The sequence below is a fragment of the Bacillus sp. GMa5/1 genome (assembly GCF_050172015.1).
Classification (GTDB): Bacteria; Bacillota; Bacilli; order Bacillales; family Bacillaceae_G; genus Bacillus_A; species Bacillus_A cereus.
The window spans coordinates 1-21388 of sequence record NZ_JBNLYC010000016.1 but is presented as its reverse complement, the minus strand read 5'-3'; the positions used below and the strand labels follow the sequence as shown (position 1 = coordinate 21388).

Below are 21388 nucleotides of genomic sequence, written 5' to 3'. Positions count from 1 at the left end.
TTATCAAGGTGTTTTCATTATAAGCTTAAAACTCTCCGAATCAGCTCCAAGTATAAAAGGACTAACCTCGCCAACGCTATAAAGTTGCAATTCATGCATTGCGCGTGTGCAAGCAGTGTAGAACAATCTACGAACGCTCTCATCGCTGTACACATCTTTAGAAGCATTGTAAATAATAACAGCATCAAATTCAATACCTTTCGCTAAGTAAGCAGGGATTACGACAATGCCTTGCTCATACTCGGCTGAGTTACTCTTCACGAGTTTAATATTATCGATATGATTAAGTGCTTCGTATGCAGCTGCGCTTTCAGCTGCAGATTTACATATAATTGCGATCGTATTGTGCTGCTCTTTTTGTAGTTCAGCAACTTTGGCAGTAATACGTTCGTGCAGTTCGTTGACATTCGATACTTTCGTCACTGTAGGTTTCTCGCCGTCACGTTCAAAGGCGTGAATGTTCTTGCCTTCCGGTACGAGAGCACGTGTAAATTCAATAATCGGTTTTGTTGAGCGGTAGCTACGAGTTAAGTTAATGCCGTTTGTTTCGTCTGGACCGTATAAATTTGTAAGTGTATCGAAATTAACCGTTTCACTCGCATGAGCAAATATCGCTTGGTTAAAGTCTCCGAGTACAGTCATTCTTGCAGCAGGGAAGAGACGTTTTAAAAACTCGAACTGAAACGGCGAATAATCTTGCGCTTCGTCTACGAGTACGTGTTTAATCGATCTGTTCGTTTGGAAGCCTTCAATTAATTCTTTTAAAAGTAAGAATGGAGTCGCATCCTCGTAATATAGTTTTCCTTCATCAAGCATGTTTACTGTTAAGGAGCAAATGTCATCCCACTCTTTCGGTTTTTTCTCAGTAACCCATGATGCATCTGTGAAAAGTTGTTTATATATGCCTGTGAAATTGATAAAGCGTAATGTTTGAACGCCTTTACGCAGTGGCTTCAATTTTTTACGGACAATCATACGTCCAAGTACTCTCGTTTCTTTTTCAAAATCATTAAAGGAGTTGTCGTCAAACTCGCCTTTTTTCTGTAAATATTTATAAGCTTTTTGGTATTCATCTTTACTAAGTAATTCAATTTCTTCTTCTACCCAAGGCTTTTTCAGTTCTGCTTTTTCAAGTGCATCTATTTGCTTATTTAGCCAATCCGTTAACTTCTCAATTCGACTATGGAAGCGGAGGGAGGAGTCGGTATTGTAAAATTGTTCTGTAATTTCTTTCGCAGAAACAATCAGTTTTCCTCTAAATTTCATTCCTCTAAATAGCATGCCTGAAGATTCAAGAGATTGTCTGTACGCTCTAATCATCTCGAAAAATTGAGTGGATGCTTTAAATCGGATGCTCGCATTTCTCGTTTTATAGGTAGGATTATTCGTTTCAGTTAACATATATTCTAATTGTTCATAAGGATCTTCAACTTCAAATGACTTACTTAGTCTATGATTTAAATATTCTTGGAATGTAACTTGCTGCATATTTTCTTCGCCGAGTTCAGGTAGTACGTTAGAAACGTAGCTATTGAACATAGAGTTAGGAGAGAAGAGAATAATTTGATCTGCTTTTAGCCATTCGCGATATTTATATAGTAAGTAGGCGATTCGTTGCAATGCAGCTGATGTTTTACCACTACCAGCGGCTCCTTGCACGATAAGGAGTCGGCCTTCATCGTGACGGATAATTTCATTTTGCTCGCGCTGAATCGTAGCAACGATGCTTTGCATATGTTTGTTCGTGCCTTTTCCAAGCGCTTGTTGCAAGATTTCATCACCAATTGTAAGGCTCGTATCGAACATAGAATCAATCTCGCCATTTTGAATAATGTATTGTAATTTTTTCTCCACATTACCGTGGATTACGCCGCCTGGTGTACTGTATTCAGCAGGTCCTGGTGGATAATCATAGTACACACTCGAAATAGGTGCGCGCCAGTCATATATAAGGAAGTTTTCTCCGCTTGCATCAGTAAGTGTAGCGACGCCGATATAAATTTGATCCGCGGCAGATTCTCCTTCTTCTTTGAAATCAATTCGTCCGAAATAAGGTGCTTTATGCATGCGTCTTAATGCGGCAAGTCGATTAAAGGTGTGCTTATGGGTAATTTGTGTGACAGCTAGTGACTGAGCTTGTTGTCTTAAGTTGATAACTGTTTCAAGATAATCATCGAAAGTATCAGTATTCACTTTCACATCATCCCAAAAGTGTTTACGAATATTGATTACTTCTGCTCGGCGTCTGCCAGTTTCGTTTTCCAGTTTATCAATTTGCTCCGTAATTGTTTCAATTACGGTATCCAATCTTTTTTGCTCTAGATCAAGTTTTTTGTTCATACGGTAAGCACTCCTTTAAAAGTGAAAAATAGAGGTTGACTGAAGATGTGTTTTGGTGTACAATTAAGATACGGATAAATACGTTCCTTTTGTTTTGTAAAACGTGTTTCTGTTCTAATTTAACATAGTTTTTTCATTTAATCAATGATAATAAGATAAACCTTGGTTCTACGTGGCGTGGATCAAGGTTTTTTTGTGTTTGAAGAGGGAGTCACGCTTGTTGTCGTTTTTTGTCGGTAAGTCGATATATTTCGAAAATCGCTGATATAATTTCATTTACCGAATCTAGATTAACTACTGGGAGAAGAGGGGATAAAAAAAGCTCGGGCTAATCCCGAGCTTTTCATTATTTCTTTTCGTCTTTCTTAGCGTCAGTTTTCTTCTCTTCGAAAAGATCTTTTAAATCTTTATCGTCAACTTTTACGTCAGCTTTTTTGATTTCTTTCATCATAAGATCGTTCATAAATTGAGCATCTTGTGTTTTTTCTTGAACTAGTGATTTTTTAATATCAGCTTTTGCTTTATCGAAAGTTGCATCTGCGTGATTATCAGTTACTTTAATAATATGGTAACCAAATTGTGTTTTTACAGGTTCGCTTACTTCACCTTTTTTCAACTTTTGAGCTGCTTCTTCAAATTCTTTTACCATTTTCCCTGGTCCGAAGAATCCTAAGTCGCCACCTTTTTCTTTTGAGCCTGTATCTTCAGAGTATTGTTTTGCTAATTCTTCGAAAGATTTACCTTGAGCAAGTTCATCTTTCACCTTTTTAGCAGTTTCTTCATCTTTTACAAGGATATGACTTGCTTTAATTTCTTTTTTATAATCCTCGAATTTTGCTTTTACATCTTTATCAGTAATCGATTGTTCAACCGCTTTTTCTTGAGCTAATTGAGCACGCACACTATTTTTAATAGTTTCTTCTTTAATACCTTGTTGTTTCATTAGTGTATCGAATTGATCACCGTATTGTTTTTTCATTTCATCGAACTTTTTGTCTACATCTTTGTCTTCAACTTTGTAGTTTTTAATAAGTACTTTTTCCATAACCATGTTGTTTAGTACTTGTTTACCAGCTTGTGTCTTCATTTGATCGTAGAATTCTTCTTTTGTAATGTCACCAGCTTTAGATGTAACAATTTTGTCTGATGATGATGTTCCACATGCTGATAATGCGATTACACTTGTTGCGGCTAAGGCAAGCATAGCTTTCTTCATTCGATAAACACTCCTACTATTATGTATTTTTAATTTATCCTACACCAATGAATTTTGATTCATAAGAGCCCGATTAAGTCTCACTGATACTTTTGCTTTTTTATATTGGTAAAGCGCGCTTAACAGGGCTTACCGTGGCTGAGGATAAAGTTTTGATGAATGTTTTGTTCTATAGTATAAGCAATATGTACAAAATTTAATATATCATATTTCGACGCGTTTTCATATTGATAAAGAAAAATTAACCAGCACGTGTCAGATTTTGAAAGTGTGCCATATTGGGCGTATGCCGCATATACAGAATAGAGGAGGGGATGGGGATGAATTCTCAACTTATTTTATTACTTGTACTGTTTATTTTATTGGTTATTGTAGGTATAATTTGCTTATAGAGGAAAAAAGTGAGGAAGGGGCTTTCCTTCCTCACTTTCCATGAAATATAATTTCTATATAACTAGAAATTAATAAAATTGTTATACATACATTAATAACCCGAAAGACACCGGGCTGGCGGCTCGCAGCTATTTGTTTTCGTTCACACAGTGTATGTGTCATGAAATTCGTGTAAAATATAACAAGAAGTGCGAATGCGACAAAAACAACTGTTATAAGTGTCATGAGGCGAGACCTCCTTTTGGCTAAAATACATATACATATATTGTATCACACGATATTTTGTTCGTGTTACAAAATTCAGAAATAGAAGACTTTGTGTTAGAAAGTGAGGGAGAAAATGGACGTTGTTAGAAGATTAGAACAAGCTGAATACTATGTAGACTTATTATTTAAAATGATTGATGAAGAGAAGTGTCCATTTTATTCTTTGATCATAAAGAAAAAAGCTCGTAAAAAAGATATTGAACGTATACTAAATCTTTGTGAAAAACTGAACGAGCAATATGTAGTGGAGAAAGCAGAAGGACTTCTTTTGTTCGATGCGCTGTTAGATCAATTTGAAAAAGCGCTTCCACATCAGCTCGAAGTACACGAAACTGCGGAAGCGCTAGCAAAACAAGGTTTATTTAAGCCGCTTATGAATGAATTCTTAAGCATGATTGCGAAAAAATAAATAGATTATTTCTTAACTAACTTTTGATCGGATTCTGTAAAGTTCTCTTCAATATCTTCTAATGATTTCTCAAAAATATCGATAAAGTCTTGTCCGTAAATGTTACGCAGGATTGCAATCAGTTCGATATTTTCTGGGAACTTCCCATAAAAATTACGAAGTGCAAGAGCCCCATTAAACACTGAATTATTTTCAGGATCATACTCTTCCATTAAGCGAAGTAGTAATTCTTCCCCTTTGTCTGTAATTTCAATGTACGTATTTCGTTTATCATCTTCCTTTTTTGAGAATACAAGATAGCCGCGTTCTTCCAGCTTTTTCGAGAAGTTAAACGCTGTTGATACGTGCATAACTCCAAACTTAGCAATCTCAGAAATAGAAGCCCCTTTTAAATGATAAGCGATTGTTAAAATATGATGTTCATTAATATTTAAATCGTAAGGTTTAATCCACTGCTGCCAATCTTTCTCTACACATTTCCATAACGCTTTCGATAATTGAGCAATGCGTTGGCTGAAAATCATCGCTTCTTTTACCGAGTAATCTTTTTCTCCACTTTTCATTTACTCACCCACTTTAACATTCTTTTTTCATTACTATCTATTATGCCAGTAAAATAAAAATTAATAAAGTCTTTTTGTGAGAATTGTGAAAATTTTTCGGAAAAATGACATTCTATACAAATCATGCATAACTATGGAAGCGTTTTATGAGTCGTGAATACATACGTTGTCCTTACATGTTAAGTGATAACATATATTGTAAATGCATAAAAACACGGCATATCTATACGATATGCCGTGTCAAGGTCAATTTATATAAAAAATATTTGTTATATGCAAAAAACTAAGCAGGAATTTGTTTACGCTTTTTCTGGAACAGCTTCTTGTAGTTTCTCAATTGACTTTTGGATGTCCAAAATTTCTTTCTCAATATGGCGCTTGTTTTGAGAAATATCTTGCTTCCAGTTAGAAAGCGTGTCTTGCATGTCATCTTTTAATTCTTGAAACACTTCTTTACCTTCTGAAGCAGTTTCAACAATTTGACGCTTTAATAATTTCGTATCGGCTGTAATATCAGCTAAAGTCTTTTTAATATCATTTCCTTTTTCTTTTAACTTGCCGCGCATGTCTTTACCAGAAGAAGGAGTTGAGAAAAGAACAGCTAGTCCAGCAACTGCTCCGCCGCAAATAACACCTGTAATAAAGGATTTAGCTTTTGACATAAAAGGAGACCTCCTTATTTTTTGTTCGTATTCATGATGGGAAAAATATGCATATCTTTCTTATATGTGCTATGCACAAACAATCATCCCTGAGCATTTTAAGTAAAGAAACAAGCCATGCGGAATTTGATGACTTCAGGGAAGTGGCTTGTTATGTATTACGCCTTCTTATAGTGTCATTATTTCACACTATTTGCAATTGTACTTGCGATGTTTTGTAAATTTTCCATAGTGTATTCATTTTGATGTGATTTCCAAACAGCACCGAAACCATCTTTTTCACCGTAGCGTGGAATTAAATGAAGGTGGAAGTGGAACACAGTTTGTCCAGCTTTTTCACCGTTATTGTTAAGTAGGTTAAAGCCAACTGGATTAAACTCTGCTTTAATCGCATTTGCGATTTTTGGAACGACAGAAAAAATGTGTGATGCGATTTCTGGCGTTAACGCAAAAATGTCTTGTTTGTGAACTTTCGGAATAACAAGAGTATGTCCTTTTGTTACTTGACTAATATCTAAAAATGCAAGCACATGTTCATCTTCGTATACTTTTGAGCAAGGGATTTGCCCGTCAATGATTTTACAAAAAATACAATTGTCTGCTGTATGATTCATTGATCTCATCCTTTCAAATATCCTTAGCCGTATTTTACCATAATTACATAAGAGAACAAACACGAAAAACAGGAAGCTGACTCAGCTTCCTGTTTTCTGAAGAGGGATTGAAAAAGCATTATCGTAATTTACGTTTCGCAGACACCTCATTTATTTAAGAAATGCACGGTAAATCGGCTAAAGTTTCTGCCGTAGACACCCCATTTTCAAGTGAAATGAATTGCAATCTTTTTTAAAATGAAATTGTTTATTTTTTAAAACAGTATATGCTCTTTCAGAGACACCCCGTTTCGAAAATGAAACAAATGATCTGGTTATGTGTAAATTTCATTGTCCAACTTGGACACCCCATTTCATGATGACTTCACTATGTTGTTGTACTCATCAATTGGTGGTTGCTTTTTCAATGTGTTCCTTCTTCAATAATTATGATGTCCGCTTTCGGAAAAATATATGCTAATAAATTTAAAAATTTTTTTTGAGTACATGGATACTATGTAGTACAGCATAATTTTTGGTAAGATGAATATAGAATGAATACTAATGAAGAAAGTGGTGTCGTATGAGCGAGTTATTGCGTGTAGAAAATGTTACAGGAGGATATACGAAACGACCTGTATTAAAAGACGTTTCGTTCTCTGTTAATAAAGGCGAACTTGTCGGCTTAATCGGTTTAAATGGAGCTGGTAAAAGTACGACGATTAAACATATTATCGGTTTAATGGAACCGAAAAAAGGAACTGTCACAATTAATGGGAAAACAATTCGTGATGATATGACAGCGTACCGTTCTAGCTTTTCATTCATTCCGGAAACGCCGGTATTATATGATGAATTAACGTTAGAAGAGCATTTGAAATTAACAGCTATGGCGTATGGGGTTGATGAAAAACAATATGAAGAACGTGTAGGACAACTACTACAAGAGTTTCGTATGAAAAATCGTTTAAAATGGTTTCCATCTCATTTCTCAAAAGGAATGAAACAAAAAGTAATGATTATGAGCGCATTTTTAGTGGAGCCATCTCTTTACATAGTAGATGAACCTTTCGTTGGATTAGATCCGTTAGCGATTCAATCCCTTCTTCAAATGATGGACCAAATGAAAAAGAGTGGTGCCGGTATTTTAATGAGCACACATATTTTAGCGACGGCAGAGCGTTATTGTGATTCGTTCATTATTTTGCATCAAGGTGAAGTAAGAGCGAAGGGAACGCTATCTGAACTGCAATCACAGTTTAATATGCCAGGTGCAACGTTAGATGATATTTACATCGCGCTAACAAAGGAAGAAGATTATGAATAGCACAGCGTTATGGAAAGAACGATTTCGTCACTTTCTAAAAGAAGTTCGTACATATAGTAAATACGTATTTAATGATCATTTGAAATTTATTTTCGTGTTCATCATTGGTGCGGGAGCGTATTATTACCAGCAATGGTTACAAACGTTAACACCTTCGTTTCCGGCGGCGCTCGTAATGGCAGTATTAATTGGACTCGTGTTAACGGCTGGATCCATTCAAACATTATTAAAAGAAGCGGATCTCGTTTACTTACTGCCAGTTGAAGAAAAGTTAAAACCTTACTTCACAAAGGCATTTCTTTTTACATTTATGATTCAGTTATACATAATCGCAATCGTAGCAGCTGCGCTTGCTCCGTTATACTTCCAACAAATGAAGCAAACAGGAGCTGGCTACATATGGATCGTACTTGCATTTGTCATTGTAAAAGCGTGGAATTTATTTGTAGCGTGGGAAAAGTCATTTTTAACAGATCAAAATATACAAAGAGCGGATTGGTTCATTCGTTTTATCCTAAACGGTTTATTTGTATATTTCCTTGTAGAACGTACTTCAGTTCTTTTCATTGGTGGAATCGTCCTTCTCATGGTGTTATACCTTGCTATCATGCATCAAATGGTAAAGGGAAAGCCACTAAACTGGGAGTATTTAATTTCTGAAGAAGGTAAGAAGATGATGCTGCTATACCGCATCGCGAACATGTTCGTTGATGTACCAGCATTAAAAGAAAGAGTAGCACGCAGAAAATGGCTCGATTTCATTCTTTCGATGATTGGTGAAAAGCGTACATATTTATACTTATATACGAGAACGTTTTTAAGATCAGGTAACTATTTTGGATTATATGTGCGTTTGCTTGCTCTTGGAGGAGTTATTCTTTACTTCATTCCATTTTTATACGGGCGATTTATCGTAAGTTTTATCTTCCTATATTTAATCGGCTATCAGCTATTAACTTTATGGAAACATCACCGCATGAAGATTTGGCTTGATTTGTATCCGGTAGGGGGAGAAGAGAAGAAGAAAGATTTTCTTACTTTATTAAACGCGATTCTAATCATCGGGAGCGTAATCTTTACAGTTATATTTGCACTAGCAACGAAAGATTTCATGATGACAGGAATTTTACTTATCGTAAGCATATTATTTAGTATCGGTTTCGTTTACCAATACGGGGCGAAGCGCATTGAGCGTTTAAATTGAAGGGAATGAACCTATGATTACATATGAAGAAAAGGTTATAAAAGAACTGGAGCAGTGGAAAGCTACATTTATGAAAGATTCTTCTATGATGACACGGTTCTCAAAGAAAGTGCAGACGAAGGTGCAACAGCTCATTCCGGCGAAAGTACAAAAGGTACTAACAGAGACGATTCGTATGATGGTGCAAACAATCAGCGCCGGGTCAAACTTTATAAAGCCGAAGCTAAAAGAGACGACATGGTCACTGCAAAGACGTGACGATGAAGTTCGTAAAAAAATGGATGAGTATAAAAAAATAGCAGCGGCAGAAGGGGCAGGGACGGGGGCTGGCGGTATTCTCCTCGGTCTTGCTGACTTTCCGCTTTTACTCGGCATTAAAATTAAATTTTTATTCGATGCAGCGACATTGTACGGATTTGATACGAGCAACAAAGAAGAGCGCCTTTTTATCCTTCATGTTTTTCAGCTTGCCTTTTCAAGTGACGATCACCGAAAAGAAATATGGAAAGCAATCGAAACGTGGGATACAGAAGAAGAAAATCATATGGACTGGGAAAAGTTCCAAACAGAGTACCGAGACTATATCGATTTAGCCAAAATGCTGCAGCTCGTACCAATAATCGGTGCCCCGGTAGGCGCATATGCGAACTATCAACTACTGCAAAGACTCGGAGAAGTGACGATGAATTGTTATCGTATGCGATTGCTGAATAGGGATTAAAAAGAAGGCGTCCTACATGTGTAACGTAGGACGCCTTTTCTTAGAAGCCAAGTCCGATATAGCTAACTCCAACTATAATCAATACGATAAAAAGTACAATGATTAATGAAAATCCGCTCTTACCAGCTTGTCCTGCTTCACCGCCGCCATTACCACCACTACCGCCATTACCACCAAGTCCCATATGATATCCTCCTTATTGTTATATGTTGCTTTTACTGTATAACTTTCTGTAATTTCCAATAAACACCTTCTAGAACGCTAACTAAATTGAAAATCATTTCGTTTTATTTTATAATTTACTTACCGACCGGTAAGTAAAAACAAGTGAGGTACAGTATGACGAAGAATTTACAAACATCGCAAAACATTGTAGAGGCATCATTTAAACTTATGGCAGAACACGGCATTGAGAAGATGAGTCTTTCCATGATTGCGAAAGAGGTAGGTATTTCAAAACCGGCTATTTATTATCATTTTTCTTCTAAAGAAGCGTTAATCGATTTTTTATTTGAAGAAATTTTCTCTGGATATCATTTCGTGAGTTATTTCGATAAAGAGCAATATACGAAAGAAAACTTTGCAGAAAAGTTAATTGCTGATGGTTTACATATGCTCTCTGAATATGAAGGGCAAGAAGGGATATTACGCGTTATCAATGAATTTATCGTAACTGCATCGCGAAATGAAAAGTATCAGAAACGCTTATTTGAAATACAAGAAGATTTCTTAAATGGTTTCCACGATTTATTGAAGAAAGGCGTAGAACTTGACGTAGTGTCACAACATGAAACGGAAGAAAATGCTCATACGCTAGCACTCGTGATTGATAATATGAGCAACTATATGCTCATGGGATTCCAGTTAAAGTATAAAGAAATTTGGATTCGAAATGTGAAAAACGTCATGAAGGAGGAGTAAAGATGAAAATGCAAAAAAACTGGTGGCTCGGTTTTCTTGGATTTATTGGGGTTTATAAAATACCAGGTATGATTGAAGCTTTTCAAGCGGATGGAAATTGGATGAAGTTAATCGGTTTCATTTGGCTACTTTGGTTCGGATATTTTATTCCTGAGAAGAAAGAAGATTGAATTTCAATTTTCTGTAAAGTTACGTAAAATATAGATTGAGAGTATTTATATATTAGATTACTAGATTTGGAGTGGTTACATGGATCCATTGAAAAATGAAATTCACCCTGACATGGTCAAGGTGTGGAAAGCGCGTTCTTTAATTGAGCTAGGAATCAGTATTATAGTCATTTTAGCATATCTTTTCTTTATGATTAAGTTTAATTGGTGGGCTTGGATTTTCTATGTGCTCATCGGATTAACAATTGTATATACACCGTTTGATTACTTTACGTTTCCGAAACTACGTCAACGTTATTACAGCTACCAACTAAATGAAGAAGAACTTGAAATTCAGCATGGTCTTTTCGTCGTAAAGCGCGTATTAGTACCGATGATTCGTGTGCAGCACGTTACGATTGAACAAGGGCCAATTATGAGAAAATACGGATTAGCAGAATTACACATTTCAACAGCGGCAACTTCTCATAGCATCCCAGGTTTAACGATGTATGAAGCTGAAATGTTGAAAACGAAAATCGCAGAATTAGCGAAAGTGAGTGATGAGGATGTATAAGAGGCAGCATCCAATCACGATGTTATTAGAATTAAAAATAACAGATTTTATACCACTCATTATTTTTCTTTTTAGCTTAAGGGGAAAGTTTCCATTTTGGTATTTAGTTCCTATTGGTTTTGCGTTGATCACAATTATTTCAGCTATCGTAGGCTGGTATTACAAAGTATACTGGGTCGAAAATAACGTATTACATGTGAAACAAGGTCTCTTTGTGAAAAAGGAGAGCTACTTAAATAAAGAACGTGTTCAAACAATTAATACAAGTTCTAACGTACTATACCAAATGCTCGGTTTGAAAAAAATTCAGATTGAAACAGCTGGCGGGGGCGATGAAGCAGAAGTTAGCTTAGCTGGAATTACGGTAGAAGAGGCGACGGAGCTTATTACTTTGCTAAATGAGCCAACTCCAGAAGTGAAAGCAGAAAAAACGTTAGACGAAGCAGCAGAAAATACAGTAGAAAAAGCAATTGTTACAGAGGAAAAACAAACGACAGAGTACAAGTTAACGTGGAAAGAGATTTTAATAGCGTCTGTTACATCTGGTCAATTTGGAGTATTGTTCTCTTTAATCTTTTTCGTTTATCACCAAGTAGATGAGTATATTCCGAAATGGATAAAAAATAGTGTGACGTCATATGTAATGGACCACGATATATATGGCTGGATTTACATGGTAGCTATTTTACTTGTCGTTTCTTGGATGATATCTACAATTGGCTACGCGTTAAAACACGGTAACTTCACAGTGAATCGAAAAAATGATGAAGTCCGTATTTCGCAAGGGTTACTGGAGAGAAAAGAACTCGTACTAAAATTGCACCGTATTCAAGGGATTACGATAAAAGAAGGCATTTTACGCCAACCGTTCGGTTATTGTGCTGTGCAAGTAGAAGTCATTCAAAGTGAAGGGAAAGAAGAAAAAGTTACACTGCATCCTATCATTCGAAAAGATCGAGTGCAACAATTACTCGCGCATTTACAATTACCATACGAACTGAATGCAAGTATTACTTCGTTACCAAAAGCAGCATTGCGCCGCTATCTCATTGATAGTTTTATCTTTTTCGCTATGCTCGCAATCCCGCTTACTGGAATAAGCATATACTTTGAAAAGTATTACATCATGTGGGCATTACTACCGCTCGCAATCCTTATCTTTACACTTGGATACGCAACATTTAAAACAAATGGCTACAGTGTTAACGGAGAACAAATTACACTTGTCTATCGTAGCGTCGGAAAATATACAGGACTTATTAGAAGAAGACACGTCCAATCAATGGAGAAGACACAATCATATTTCCAGCGCCGTGCGGATTTATGTACGTATAAGTTTTCGAGTGCATCATCTAGTTATAAAATAGAGCATACGAGAGTAGAAGATGCGGAGAGAATGCAGGATTGGTATAAGAAGAAAATAAATGAGATGTAACTTGAGAAAGCTTGCCTATTATGAAAGGCAGGCTTTTTTGTTATAGGGAAAAGAGTCGTTTAATCCATATATTAGTACAACTACAGCACACATGTATCAATACGTATGAAAAAAGGTAATATGCTTCTGTTTTAGGAAAATATGTGGGATTTTTGATATAAATGGTATAATAAAATGGAAATAGTATTAGGAGGTTATATATGATAAGTCAGTTGAAAAGAGAAGCACTTGATGCATTAAAAGGAAGATGGGGACTAGCGGTAGGGGCAACCTTATTAATTGGAATCCTTATTGGAGCTGTTGAAATGCTAACAACAGGTATTTTCTCGATATTTTGGGGTTGGGAAGAAGCAAGTGATTCACTTACAGTAAGTATTATAGTAATGCTTGTTATTGGTCCATTAACAATAGGTGCCTATTATCTTGTTTTAAATGCAATTCGTGGGACTGATGCTCGCATTGGTCATATATTTAGATGGTTTAGCGATGGAAGTAAGTTGATGAAGTCGTTTTTAACATATTTACTAATGTATGTATACTTGACTCTATGGACATTACTTCTTATTATTCCAGGTATTATTAAATCATTTTCTTATTCTATGACATATTTTATTTTGAATGATCATCCAGAATATACAGCGAATCAAGCGATTACTGAGAGTCGTCATATGATGAATGGACATAAAATGGATTACTTTTTACTATGCTTAAGTTTCTTAGGTTGGTTCATTTTAAGTATTCTTACTGTAGGAATCGGTTTCTTATGGTTAGCACCTTATTTCTACGCGACATCAGCCGCATTTTATGAAGAGATTTCAAAAGAATATTATAAAAAAGAAGGCACTACTTTCTAATAAAACATATAAACTATCTACCCTAAAGAATGTAGGGAGCAGATAGCAGATGGTTTAGGTGTTTTGATATTTGTCCTATTTTCGGGATTCACTTCAGGATAAGGTATAGATTTTTATATAGAAATGCTACCCTCTATGTTTTATCATAGAGGGTTATTTTTTTATGTAAAAATGATAGGAAATAATGAATAATATATGTAAAGAAAAAAGCGAGGTGAATGAGAGTGAGCAAATTTTTAATACCGTATTCATTTTCTATATTAAGTTTCTTTATTTCAGCAACAGCACTTGATTTATATGATAGGATGGGAAACGATAGTGAGCTGGTTTCGCCGAACATAATTGGAAAGATAATTCAATCTACTGCGCAAATGGGAGTCCTTACATTGTATTTCGGAGTACCTATTATTTTAGGTGGCTGTCTACTTGGTGAGCTATTGTTTAGAGGTATCATTTTACGATTTAAACTAAGCTATATTATATCTTTATTATTATATCTATTTTTAGCTTTTAGTATTGTTTTCGTAACGGTAGGCATTCCAACTACATATGAAGATTCTAATACATTTTTCATGGGGATAACTATGATTTGTGCTGTTACATTCTTTGTGAGTCGGAATATATGGGAAAACAAGTTAATAATGGAGTGACAAAATGAAATACACCTGTCCATGTTGCGGATATAAAGTTTCACTTTATTGGATCAGTTAGAAAACCGACTAGTGAAGATGTGAAGGATGCTAGTTGGCAGCGAATTTGTTAAGTAGAATGTTATTACTCAATTTAATGGGAGTAATAACATTTTTTATTTAGTACTGAAAGAATTACTGCTGTCTTAAAGTAATAAGAAGGAATAAATCGGTAAATTTTATTAATGGATATATTTTCAATAAATACAAAAGTATAGATGTATAGTCAGCTTTGTGTATTTAATGTTATCATATTGAATGATATGGAAATTTTTAATAGAATAAGTAACTAAAAATTCAAAGGTAATGAAGCTTTTGTTGTATAAAGAAAATACTTAGTAGTAATCAACAATATTAAAAATAAGATTCGTATTTATATAAATTTAGTAGAAATGGGGTTTTAAAAAGGAATGAGTATAAGCATAACGCGGCAAAAGATTTTGGCGGCCGCTTCTCAAATTGTACAATGTAAAGGGGTTGCTAAATTAACTTTAGAAGCAGTGGCAAAAGAGGCGGGTTTAAGCAAAGGTGGATTATTGTATCACTTTTCAAATAAAGAAGCTTTAATAGAAGGTATGATAGTCCGAGGGGTAGAGGATTATGAAGGGGCCATTTACAATAAAGTAGCGCAAGACTCAGAGAGGAAAGGGAGATGGGTTCGCTCTTTTGTAGAGGAAAGATTAAGTAATGAGAGAAGAACAGAAGAGTTGTCTAGCAGTATGATGGCAGCACTCATGTTAAAACCTGAATTACTTGAGCCATTACAACAATCATTTCAGCAACTGCAAAAAAATATAGAAAATGATGAGATAGATTCAGTTTGTGCAACAATTATTAGATTAGCAGCAGATGGATTATGGTATTCGGAATATTTAGGGGTTGGAAGACTAAGCCCCGAGTTAAGAGAAAAAGTGATTCAAGCTCTTATTAGTAATTCATATAAATAGAATATACGAACTATATAATGAGAAAATAATTCACCATTGCTTCTTTAATGTAGTGGTGAATTATTTTTTTTATTAGAAAAATAGAACAATTTTATAGAGTATTGAATTATAACCGTCCAGACGGTATAGTAATATTTGGTTTAAGAGGAAAATGAAACAAAAAAAGAATAAAAGATATTTTTAGCACACTATTCGAAAGGATAGGCCGCAAAGCTTAGAGTCTACGGTAATACATATTGGTTACTAAGATCGTCTGGTTGCACATTTTTGATGCAACCGGACGATCTTTTTTTGTTATATAAATATAAAAATTTAGGAGGGAACTATGCAAATGAAAAGTACTAAAAGACATATTTCAATGGTTTCATTAGTTTTTCTAGTATTATTTTCAGTGCTGAATGTGTGGGCTCCAGTTATTCAAGCTGCTGTTATGAAAAGTCCAGTGGACGAAATTAATATTTCCCGTACTGATGGCACGACATCTGAACCATATCAAGCCTCAGATGGTATGAAAGTAGAAGTGAAGTGGTCAGCTAAAGAAAAAATAAAAAGTGGAGATCAATTCACAATTGATATGCCAAAAGAGTTTCGAAAAGACCTTATGAATATGAGTTTTCCTTTAAAAGATGCTGAAGGAAAAACAGTTGGTACATGTGAGATGAAAAAGGGTCTATTAACGTGTACTATGGGTGATTACGTAGAAGGAAAGAACAACATTAAAGGTTCTTTATTCGTAGAATTCTACTTTGGTCTAGAAGCATATGATGGTGTTAAAGAAATTCCATTAGAATTTAACGTTGATGGTCAAATCGTAAATAAAGAAGTAAATGTAAGTAATACGACAGAGAGACCGAAGCCACAACCCAATACGGAAAATCTATTGAAATGGGGTTCTTATAATCAAGAAGATCCGTCTATTGCTGATTGGCTTGTATATGTAAATGCAACTGGAACAGAAATGCAAGATCTTAAATTAACAGATACATTAGGACCTGGGCATGAGTTAATTACAGACAGCGTAGTATTAGAAGAGGCTGTATTTGAAGATGGTTATGCACCAACAAATATTAAGCCAGCAAATTTATCTAACATTAAAATAAATGCAACAAAGACTGGATTTACAATTGAATTTCCAGACAGTTCAAAAGGCTATATTTTAAGATATAAAACAAAGGTTACAAATCCTGCTGCAAAACCTCATAAAAATACTGTGAAATTAGAAGGTAAAAATATTAAAACTGAAGAAAAAGTAGGACAAGTATTTGTGAGTGGTGGGGGAGGATCTGGTTCAGGTGACAATAATCCACCTAGCATTGAAAAAAATATAGTTGATGAGAATGGCAAGCTTGTAGAGAATGAGCAGCTAACACAAATGGATCAAGTTATTCAATACCAAGTTGGTACACATATACCGAACGATCCTTCTAAATACACATCTATGGTAATTAGTGATGATTTAGAAGATGTTTTAGAAGTATTAGAGGCAAAAGTGTATGATAAAAATGGCCAAGATATTACTTCTAAAGGGACGTTAAATATAGATAAACAAAGAAGTGAAGTAACATTTACGTTTGGTGAGAATTTTGATTATAAGTCATATGAAGACCAGATAATTAATCTTAGTATCAAGGCGAAAATTAAAAATAATGCAGACTTATCTTCTTACGTAGATAAGAAGATTCCTAATAAAGCGGAATTACATTTTGATGATAAAACATTAACATCAAAAGAAGTAACTATTACACCGCCTGAAGCTCCAAAAGATGGTACAGTATCGCTTCATAAAATAGATTCTGAGAATCCGAACAAAGGGTTAAAAGGTGCCGAATTTGAAGTTCGAAATAGTGCAAATGAAGTTGTTGCAAAACTGACAACGGACGAAAAAGGTTTTTCAGTACCTCAAACTTTAGCTCCTGGGACGTATAAAGTTTATGAAACAGTAGCACCAGAAGGATATCAAAAATTAACAAGCCCAGTAGAGGTTACACTTCAAGCTGGAGAAACAAAAACAATTGAAATTAAAAATACTATGCAAAAGGGTCAAATTGAAATAAAGAAAATTGATTCGGAAAATGGTGAAAAACCATTAGCAAATGCAGAGTTTGATATAGTAAAAGACGGTGTAGTAGTCGAACATATTGTTACAGATAAAGATGGTAAGGCAATCTCTAAACCGTTAGCACTAGGAAAATATATTTTAAAAGAAACGAAAGCGCCTGAAGGCTACCAATTAAAAGAAACAGAGTTCGAAGTAAGTGTAACAGGGGACGGCATATTCCCAATACAAGTGGAAAATGCAATGGTAGACAAAGGTAATATAGAAATTACAAAAGTGGACAAAGAAAACGGAGCAGTATTAGCGGGTGTCGAATTTGAAGTCCAAGATGAGAAAGATGAAGTAGTAAGAAAAGTAGTAACAGATAAAGATGGAAAAGCAAATGTTTCAGATCTATCAGTAGGAAAGTACAAATTAGTAGAGACGAAAAGCTTACCAGGTTATAAAAAGCTAACAGAACCAGTACCATTTGAAATAAAAAAAGGTATGACAAAAGCTTTAGCAATAAAAGTAGAAAACGAGCAGTTAGACAAAGGCTCAGTAGAAATTACAAAAATAGATAAAGATAGTCAAAAAGTATTAGAAGGCGTAGTCTTCGAAGTGCAAGATGAGCAAGGAAAAGTAGTAACAGAAGTAAAAACAGATAAAGATGGTAAAGCAAAAATCTCTGATTTATCAGTAGGGAAGTACAAATTAGTAGAGACGAAAAGTTTACCAGGCTACAAAAAGCTAACAGATTCAGTATCATTCGAAATAAAAAAAGGTATGACAACAGTCCTATCGTTGAAAGTAGAAAATGAACAGTTAGATAAAGGTTCAGTAGAAATTACAAAAATAGATAAAGACAGCAAAAAAGCATTAAAAGGCGTAGTTTTTGAAGTGCAAGATGAAGCTGGAACAGTAGTAAAGGAAGTAAAAACAGATAAAGATGGTAAAGCAAAAATCTCAGATCTATCAGTAGGAAAGTACAAATTAGTAGAGAAAGAAAGTTTACCAGGCTATAAGAAACTAACAGATCCAGTATCATTTGAAATCAAAAAAGGCATGACCGAAGTTCTATCATTAAAAATAGAAAATGAAATGGTAGATACGGGAAATATAGAGATAACAAAGATAGATAAAGATAATAAAGCACCGTTAGCGGGAGTAACATTCATCGTCCAAGATGAAAAGGGTAATGAAGTTACAAAAGTAACGACAGATAAAGATGGAAAAGCAAATGTTTCAGATTTACTTGTAGGAAAGTATGAATTAGTAGAGGTAGAAAGTTTACCTGGTTATAAAAAATTAGAAAAACCAATATCATTTGAAATCAAAAAAGGCATGACCGAAGTCCTATCATTAAAAGTAGAAAATGAAATGGTGGATACAGGGAATGTCGAGATAACAAAAATAGATAAAGATAGTAAAGCACCATTAGAAAATGTTGTATTTGAAGTACGTGATTTAAAAGGAAAAGTAGTTGCGAAAGTAACAACGGATAAAGAAGGAAAAGCAAACGTTTCAGATTTATCTATCGGGAAGTATGAGTTGGTAGAAGTAGAAACACCGGCAGGATACAAACCACTAGAAAAGCCAATTTCATTTGAAATTGAAAAGGGTAGAGTAACAGCGCTAAAGCTAACAGTAGAAAATGAATTAGTGGATACAGGAAATGTAGAAATTACAAAAGTAGATAAAGAAAATAAAGATGCTTTAGCTGATGCAGTCTTTGAAATTCAAGATGAAGCAGGGCAAGTAGTCGCTAAAATAACGACAGATAAAAAAGGACAAGTACAAGTTACTAATTTATCAGTCGGCACATACAAGTTAGTAGAAGTAAAAGCACCAAAAGGATATAAACAATTAGTAGATCCGATTACTTTCCAAATTGAAAAAGGCATGACAAAATCTCTTGCTTTAACAGTAGAAAACGAAATGTTAGACAAGGGAAATGTGGAAGTAACAAAAGTAGATAAAGATAGTCAAAAAGCATTAGCAAGTGTAGTCTTCGAAGTACAAGACGAACAAGGCAAAGTAGTAACAGAAGTAACGACAGATAAAGAAGGGAAAGCAAAAATCTCAGACTTATCTGTAGGAAAGTACAAATTAGTAGAGAAAAAAAGCTTACCAGGTTACAAAAAACTAACAGAGCCAGTATCATTCGAAATCAAAAAAGGTATGACAGAAGTCTTATCATTAAAAGTAGAGAATGAACAGTTAGACAAAGGCTCAGTAGAGATTACAAAAGTAGATAAAGATAGTCAAAAAGCATTAGCAGGTGTAGTCTTCGAAGTACAAGATGAAAAAGGCAAAGTAGTAACAAAAGTAACGACAGATAAAGAAGGAAAAGCAAAGATTGCTGATTTATCAGTAGGAAAATATAAGCTAGTAGAGGTAGAGAGCTTACCAGGATATAAAAAACTAGCGAAACCAGTATCATTTGAAATCAAAAAAGGTATGACAGAAGTCTTATCACTAAAAGTAGAGAATGAACTAGTAGACAAAGGCTCAGTAGAAATCACAAAAGTGAATAAAGATAGTCAAAAAGTATTAGAAGACGTAGTCTTCGAAGTGCAAGACGAACAAGGAAAAGTAGTAACGGAAGTAAAAACAGATAAAAATGGTAAAGCAAAAATCTCAGACTTATCTGTAGGAAAGTACAAATTAGTAGAGAAAGAGAGCTTACCAGGCTACAAAAAACTAACAGAGCCAGTATCATTCGAAATTAAAAAGGGTATGACAGAAGTTCTATCATTAAACATAGAAAATGAAATGGTAGATACGGGAAATGTAGAAATTAAAAAAATAGATAAAGATAATAAGGCACCGTTAGCAGGTGTAGTCTTTGAAGTTCAAGACGACAAAGGCAAGGTAGTAACGAAAGTAACGACAGATAAAGCTGGAAAAGCAACAGTTGCAGATTTATCAGTAGGAAAGTACAAGTTAGTAGAAGTAGAGAGTTTACCAGGCTACAAAAAATTAGAAAAGCCTGTACTATTTGAAATTACAAAAGGTATGACAAAATCTTTAGCGTTCACTGTAGAAAATGAAATGGTAGATACGGGGAATGTAGAAATCACAAAAATAGATAAAGACAGTAAAGCACCATTAGAAAATGTTGTATTTGAAGTACGTGACTCAAAAGGCAAAGTAGTTGCGAAAGTAACAACGGATAAAGAAGGAAAAGCAGACATTTCAGATTTATCTATTGGAAAGTATGAGTTAGTAGAAGTAGAAACACCAGCAGGCTACAAACCACTAGAAAAGTCAGTTTCATTCGAAATTACAAAAGGTATGACGAAAGTCTTATCATTGCAAGTAGAGAATGAACAGTTAGACAAAGGTTCAGTGGAGATTACAAAAATGGCCGCTGAAAGCAAGGAAGTCTTATCAGGAGCTGTGTTTGAGGTTCATGATGAAAAGGGAAAAGTAGTAGTGAAAGTAACAACAGATAAAGATGGAAAGGCAAAAATCACAGATCTATCTGTAGGTAACTACACACTAGTAGAAGTAGAAGCACCAAAAGGATATGAAAAATTAACTAATCCAATTCCATTTGAAATTACAAATGGAATGATAAATGCAGTTCAATTAGAAGTATTAAACAAATTGAATCATTTAGCGCCACCAGGCCCAGAAACACCAGATCCAGAAAAACCTGGAACACCAGATCCAGAAAAGCCTGGAACACCGAATCCGGAGAAACCTGGAACACCGAATCCAGAAAAGCCTGGAACACCAAATCCAGAAAAGCCTGGAACACCGAATCCAGAAAAGCCTGGAACACCGAATCCAGAAAAACCTGGGACACCAGATCCAGAAAAGCCTGGGACACCGAATCCAGAGAAACCTGAAAAAGAATTACCGAAGACAGGGCAGAAAATGCCTGTGGAACCATATATGGGAGCACTTCTTGTAATGATGAGTTTTGGATTACTCATATTAGGTAGAAAACAGCAGAGATAATAAAGGTGAAAAGGTATCCTCAAAGTATTTGAGGATACCTTTTTTAGCATAAAAAAAAGCATCTAGCAAAAGTACTAGATGCAAATAAAAACACAAGGGAAGACAAAGTTCTTCCCT

19 protein-coding genes and 1 riboswitch are annotated in these 21388 nt (G+C 34.9%); of the genes, 12 read left to right on the top strand and 7 right to left on the bottom strand.

Features of this window, described 5'->3' with window-relative positions; all coding sequences use genetic code 11:
• Positions 1 to 3 precede the first annotated feature (3 nt).
• The 3 genes from helD to ACQGSG_RS06560 all read right to left on the bottom strand — a co-directional run bounded on the left by helD (position 4) and on the right by ACQGSG_RS06560 (position 4174).
• Positions 4 to 2340 carry an RNA polymerase recycling motor HelD gene (gene helD, locus ACQGSG_RS06570; protein WP_214631930.1) on the bottom strand — a complete coding sequence of 779 codons (2337 nt, stop codon included), beginning with the start codon at positions 2338 to 2340 and terminating at the stop codon, positions 4 to 6.
• Between the two features lie 346 nt (positions 2341 to 2686).
• Positions 2687 to 3556: a peptidylprolyl isomerase PrsA gene (prsA, locus tag ACQGSG_RS06565; protein WP_069605164.1), complete on the bottom strand. Its 870-nt coding sequence runs from the start codon at positions 3554 to 3556 to the stop codon at positions 2687 to 2689.
• A gap of 423 nt (positions 3557 to 3979) precedes the next feature.
• Positions 3980 to 4174 (bottom strand): hypothetical protein, encoded by a 195-nt coding sequence (locus ACQGSG_RS06560; protein WP_000172690.1) that lies wholly within the window; start codon positions 4172 to 4174, stop codon positions 3980 to 3982.
• Positions 4175 to 4289: 115 nt separating this feature from the next.
• Between ACQGSG_RS06560 and ACQGSG_RS06555 the strand changes: the two genes are divergently transcribed.
• Positions 4290 to 4625, top strand: a complete 336-nt coding sequence (locus tag ACQGSG_RS06555; RefSeq protein ID WP_000383655.1) for a DUF1878 family protein — start codon at positions 4290 to 4292, stop codon at positions 4623 to 4625.
• A gap of 5 nt (positions 4626 to 4630) precedes the next feature.
• Here ACQGSG_RS06555 and ACQGSG_RS06550 read toward each other — a convergent pair whose 3' ends face one another.
• The 3 genes from ACQGSG_RS06550 to ACQGSG_RS06540 form a co-directional block, all read right to left on the bottom strand.
• On the bottom strand, positions 4631 to 5188 hold the full coding sequence (locus tag ACQGSG_RS06550) for an HTH-type transcriptional regulator Hpr (protein WP_000834924.1): 558 nt from the start codon (positions 5186 to 5188) through the stop codon (positions 4631 to 4633).
• A 299-nt stretch (positions 5189 to 5487) separates the two neighbouring features.
• On the bottom strand, positions 5488 to 5850 hold the full coding sequence (locus tag ACQGSG_RS06545; RefSeq protein WP_000030302.1) for a YtxH domain-containing protein: 363 nt from the start codon (positions 5848 to 5850) through the stop codon (positions 5488 to 5490).
• Positions 5851 to 6029: 179 nt separating this feature from the next.
• Complete coding sequence (locus ACQGSG_RS06540; protein ID WP_001016835.1) at positions 6030 to 6464, bottom strand: HIT family protein; 435 nt, start codon at positions 6462 to 6464, stop codon at positions 6030 to 6032.
• 562 nt (positions 6465 to 7026) lie between these two features.
• Here ACQGSG_RS06540 and ecsA point away from each other — a divergent pair.
• The 3 genes from ecsA to ecsC are packed head-to-tail and all read left to right on the top strand — an operon-like array spanning position 7027 to position 9695.
• A complete protein-coding gene (ecsA, locus tag ACQGSG_RS06535) occupies positions 7027 to 7770 on the top strand; it encodes an ABC transporter ATP-binding protein EcsA (protein ID WP_001292603.1) in 744 nt (247 codons plus the stop codon).
• Positions 7763 to 8974 (top strand): ABC transporter permease EcsB, encoded by a 1212-nt coding sequence (gene ecsB, locus ACQGSG_RS06530; protein ID WP_001089101.1) that lies wholly within the window; start codon positions 7763 to 7765, stop codon positions 8972 to 8974. The genes ecsA and ecsB overlap by 8 nt, the downstream gene beginning before the upstream one ends.
• A gap of 13 nt (positions 8975 to 8987) precedes the next feature.
• A complete protein-coding gene (ecsC, locus tag ACQGSG_RS06525; protein WP_000634139.1) occupies positions 8988 to 9695 on the top strand; it encodes an ecs operon protein EcsC in 708 nt (235 codons plus the stop codon).
• A gap of 40 nt (positions 9696 to 9735) precedes the next feature.
• Here ecsC and ACQGSG_RS06520 read toward each other — a convergent pair whose 3' ends face one another.
• Positions 9736 to 9879, bottom strand: coding sequence for a YjcZ family sporulation protein (locus ACQGSG_RS06520; protein WP_000522760.1), 144 nt, complete (start codon positions 9877 to 9879; stop codon positions 9736 to 9738).
• 155 nt (positions 9880 to 10034) lie between these two features.
• On the opposite strand from ACQGSG_RS06520, the gene ACQGSG_RS06515 reads away from it, so the two are divergent.
• From ACQGSG_RS06515 to ACQGSG_RS06480, 8 genes are all read left to right on the top strand, one after another.
• Entirely contained in the window at positions 10035 to 10616 is a 582-nt protein-coding gene (locus tag ACQGSG_RS06515) for a TetR/AcrR family transcriptional regulator (protein ID WP_000164831.1), read from the top strand.
• A 2-nt stretch (positions 10617 to 10618) separates the two neighbouring features.
• Entirely contained in the window at positions 10619 to 10786 is a 168-nt protein-coding gene (locus ACQGSG_RS06510) for a hypothetical protein (RefSeq protein WP_000783813.1), read from the top strand.
• 79 nt (positions 10787 to 10865) lie between these two features.
• On the top strand, positions 10866 to 11342 hold the full coding sequence (locus ACQGSG_RS06505) for a PH domain-containing protein (RefSeq protein WP_000371346.1): 477 nt from the start codon (positions 10866 to 10868) through the stop codon (positions 11340 to 11342).
• Positions 11335 to 12777: a PH domain-containing protein gene (locus tag ACQGSG_RS06500; protein ID WP_000278202.1), complete on the top strand. Its 1443-nt coding sequence runs from the start codon at positions 11335 to 11337 to the stop codon at positions 12775 to 12777. Before ACQGSG_RS06505 ends, ACQGSG_RS06500 begins: the two co-directional genes overlap by 8 nt.
• 200 nt (positions 12778 to 12977) lie before the next feature.
• Positions 12978 to 13631, top strand: coding sequence for a DUF975 family protein (locus tag ACQGSG_RS06495; RefSeq protein ID WP_000625400.1), 654 nt, complete (start codon positions 12978 to 12980; stop codon positions 13629 to 13631).
• Between the two features lie 224 nt (positions 13632 to 13855).
• Positions 13856 to 14281 carry a hypothetical protein gene (locus tag ACQGSG_RS06490; protein ID WP_002098741.1) on the top strand — a complete coding sequence of 142 codons (426 nt, stop codon included), beginning with the start codon at positions 13856 to 13858 and terminating at the stop codon, positions 14279 to 14281.
• Between the two features lie 449 nt (positions 14282 to 14730).
• Positions 14731 to 15267 carry a TetR/AcrR family transcriptional regulator gene (locus tag ACQGSG_RS06485; RefSeq protein ID WP_325842728.1) on the top strand — a complete coding sequence of 179 codons (537 nt, stop codon included), beginning with the start codon at positions 14731 to 14733 and terminating at the stop codon, positions 15265 to 15267.
• 172 nt (positions 15268 to 15439) lie between these two features.
• Positions 15440 to 15532: riboswitch (cyclic di-GMP riboswitch) on the top strand.
• A 60-nt stretch (positions 15533 to 15592) separates the two neighbouring features.
• The gene (locus ACQGSG_RS06480; protein ID WP_426947109.1) at positions 15593 to 21271 is read left to right on the top strand and encodes a SpaA isopeptide-forming pilin-related protein; all 5679 of its coding nucleotides are present in this window, start codon (positions 15593 to 15595) and stop codon (positions 21269 to 21271) included.
• Positions 21272 to 21388: the final 117 nt, after the last annotated feature.

Excerpts from the sequence above, each read along its gene's own strand:
- ACQGSG_RS06550 (WP_000834924.1), bottom strand. The coding sequence starts at position 5,188 with ATGAAAAGTGGAGAAAAAGATTACTCGGTAAAAGAAGCGATGATTTTC.
- prsA (WP_069605164.1), bottom strand. The coding sequence starts at position 3,556 with ATGAAGAAAGCTATGCTTGCCTTAGCCGCAACAAGTGTAATCGCATTA.
- ecsC (WP_000634139.1), top strand. The coding sequence starts at position 8,988 with ATGATTACATATGAAGAAAAGGTTATAAAAGAACTGGAGCAGTGGAAA.
- ACQGSG_RS06500 (WP_000278202.1), top strand. The coding sequence starts at position 11,335 with ATGTATAAGAGGCAGCATCCAATCACGATGTTATTAGAATTAAAAATA.
- ACQGSG_RS06545 (WP_000030302.1), bottom strand. The coding sequence starts at position 5,850 with ATGTCAAAAGCTAAATCCTTTATTACAGGTGTTATTTGCGGCGGAGCA.
- ACQGSG_RS06485 (WP_325842728.1), top strand. The coding sequence starts at position 14,731 with ATGAGTATAAGCATAACGCGGCAAAAGATTTTGGCGGCCGCTTCTCAA.
- ecsB (WP_001089101.1), top strand. The coding sequence starts at position 7,763 with ATGAATAGCACAGCGTTATGGAAAGAACGATTTCGTCACTTTCTAAAA.
- ACQGSG_RS06540 (WP_001016835.1), bottom strand. The coding sequence starts at position 6,464 with ATGAATCATACAGCAGACAATTGTATTTTTTGTAAAATCATTGACGGG.
- ACQGSG_RS06505 (WP_000371346.1), top strand. The coding sequence starts at position 10,866 with ATGGATCCATTGAAAAATGAAATTCACCCTGACATGGTCAAGGTGTGG.
- ecsA (WP_001292603.1), top strand. The coding sequence starts at position 7,027 with ATGAGCGAGTTATTGCGTGTAGAAAATGTTACAGGAGGATATACGAAA.
- ACQGSG_RS06480 (WP_426947109.1), top strand. The coding sequence starts at position 15,593 with ATGCAAATGAAAAGTACTAAAAGACATATTTCAATGGTTTCATTAGTT.
- ACQGSG_RS06515 (WP_000164831.1), top strand. The coding sequence starts at position 10,035 with ATGACGAAGAATTTACAAACATCGCAAAACATTGTAGAGGCATCATTT.
- ACQGSG_RS06520 (WP_000522760.1), bottom strand. The coding sequence starts at position 9,879 with ATGGGACTTGGTGGTAATGGCGGTAGTGGTGGTAATGGCGGCGGTGAA.
- helD (WP_214631930.1), bottom strand. The coding sequence starts at position 2,340 with ATGAACAAAAAACTTGATCTAGAGCAAAAAAGATTGGATACCGTAATT.
- ACQGSG_RS06560 (WP_000172690.1), bottom strand. The coding sequence starts at position 4,174 with ATGACACTTATAACAGTTGTTTTTGTCGCATTCGCACTTCTTGTTATA.
- ACQGSG_RS06510 (WP_000783813.1), top strand. The coding sequence starts at position 10,619 with ATGAAAATGCAAAAAAACTGGTGGCTCGGTTTTCTTGGATTTATTGGG.
- ACQGSG_RS06555 (WP_000383655.1), top strand. The coding sequence starts at position 4,290 with ATGGACGTTGTTAGAAGATTAGAACAAGCTGAATACTATGTAGACTTA.
- ACQGSG_RS06495 (WP_000625400.1), top strand. The coding sequence starts at position 12,978 with ATGATAAGTCAGTTGAAAAGAGAAGCACTTGATGCATTAAAAGGAAGA.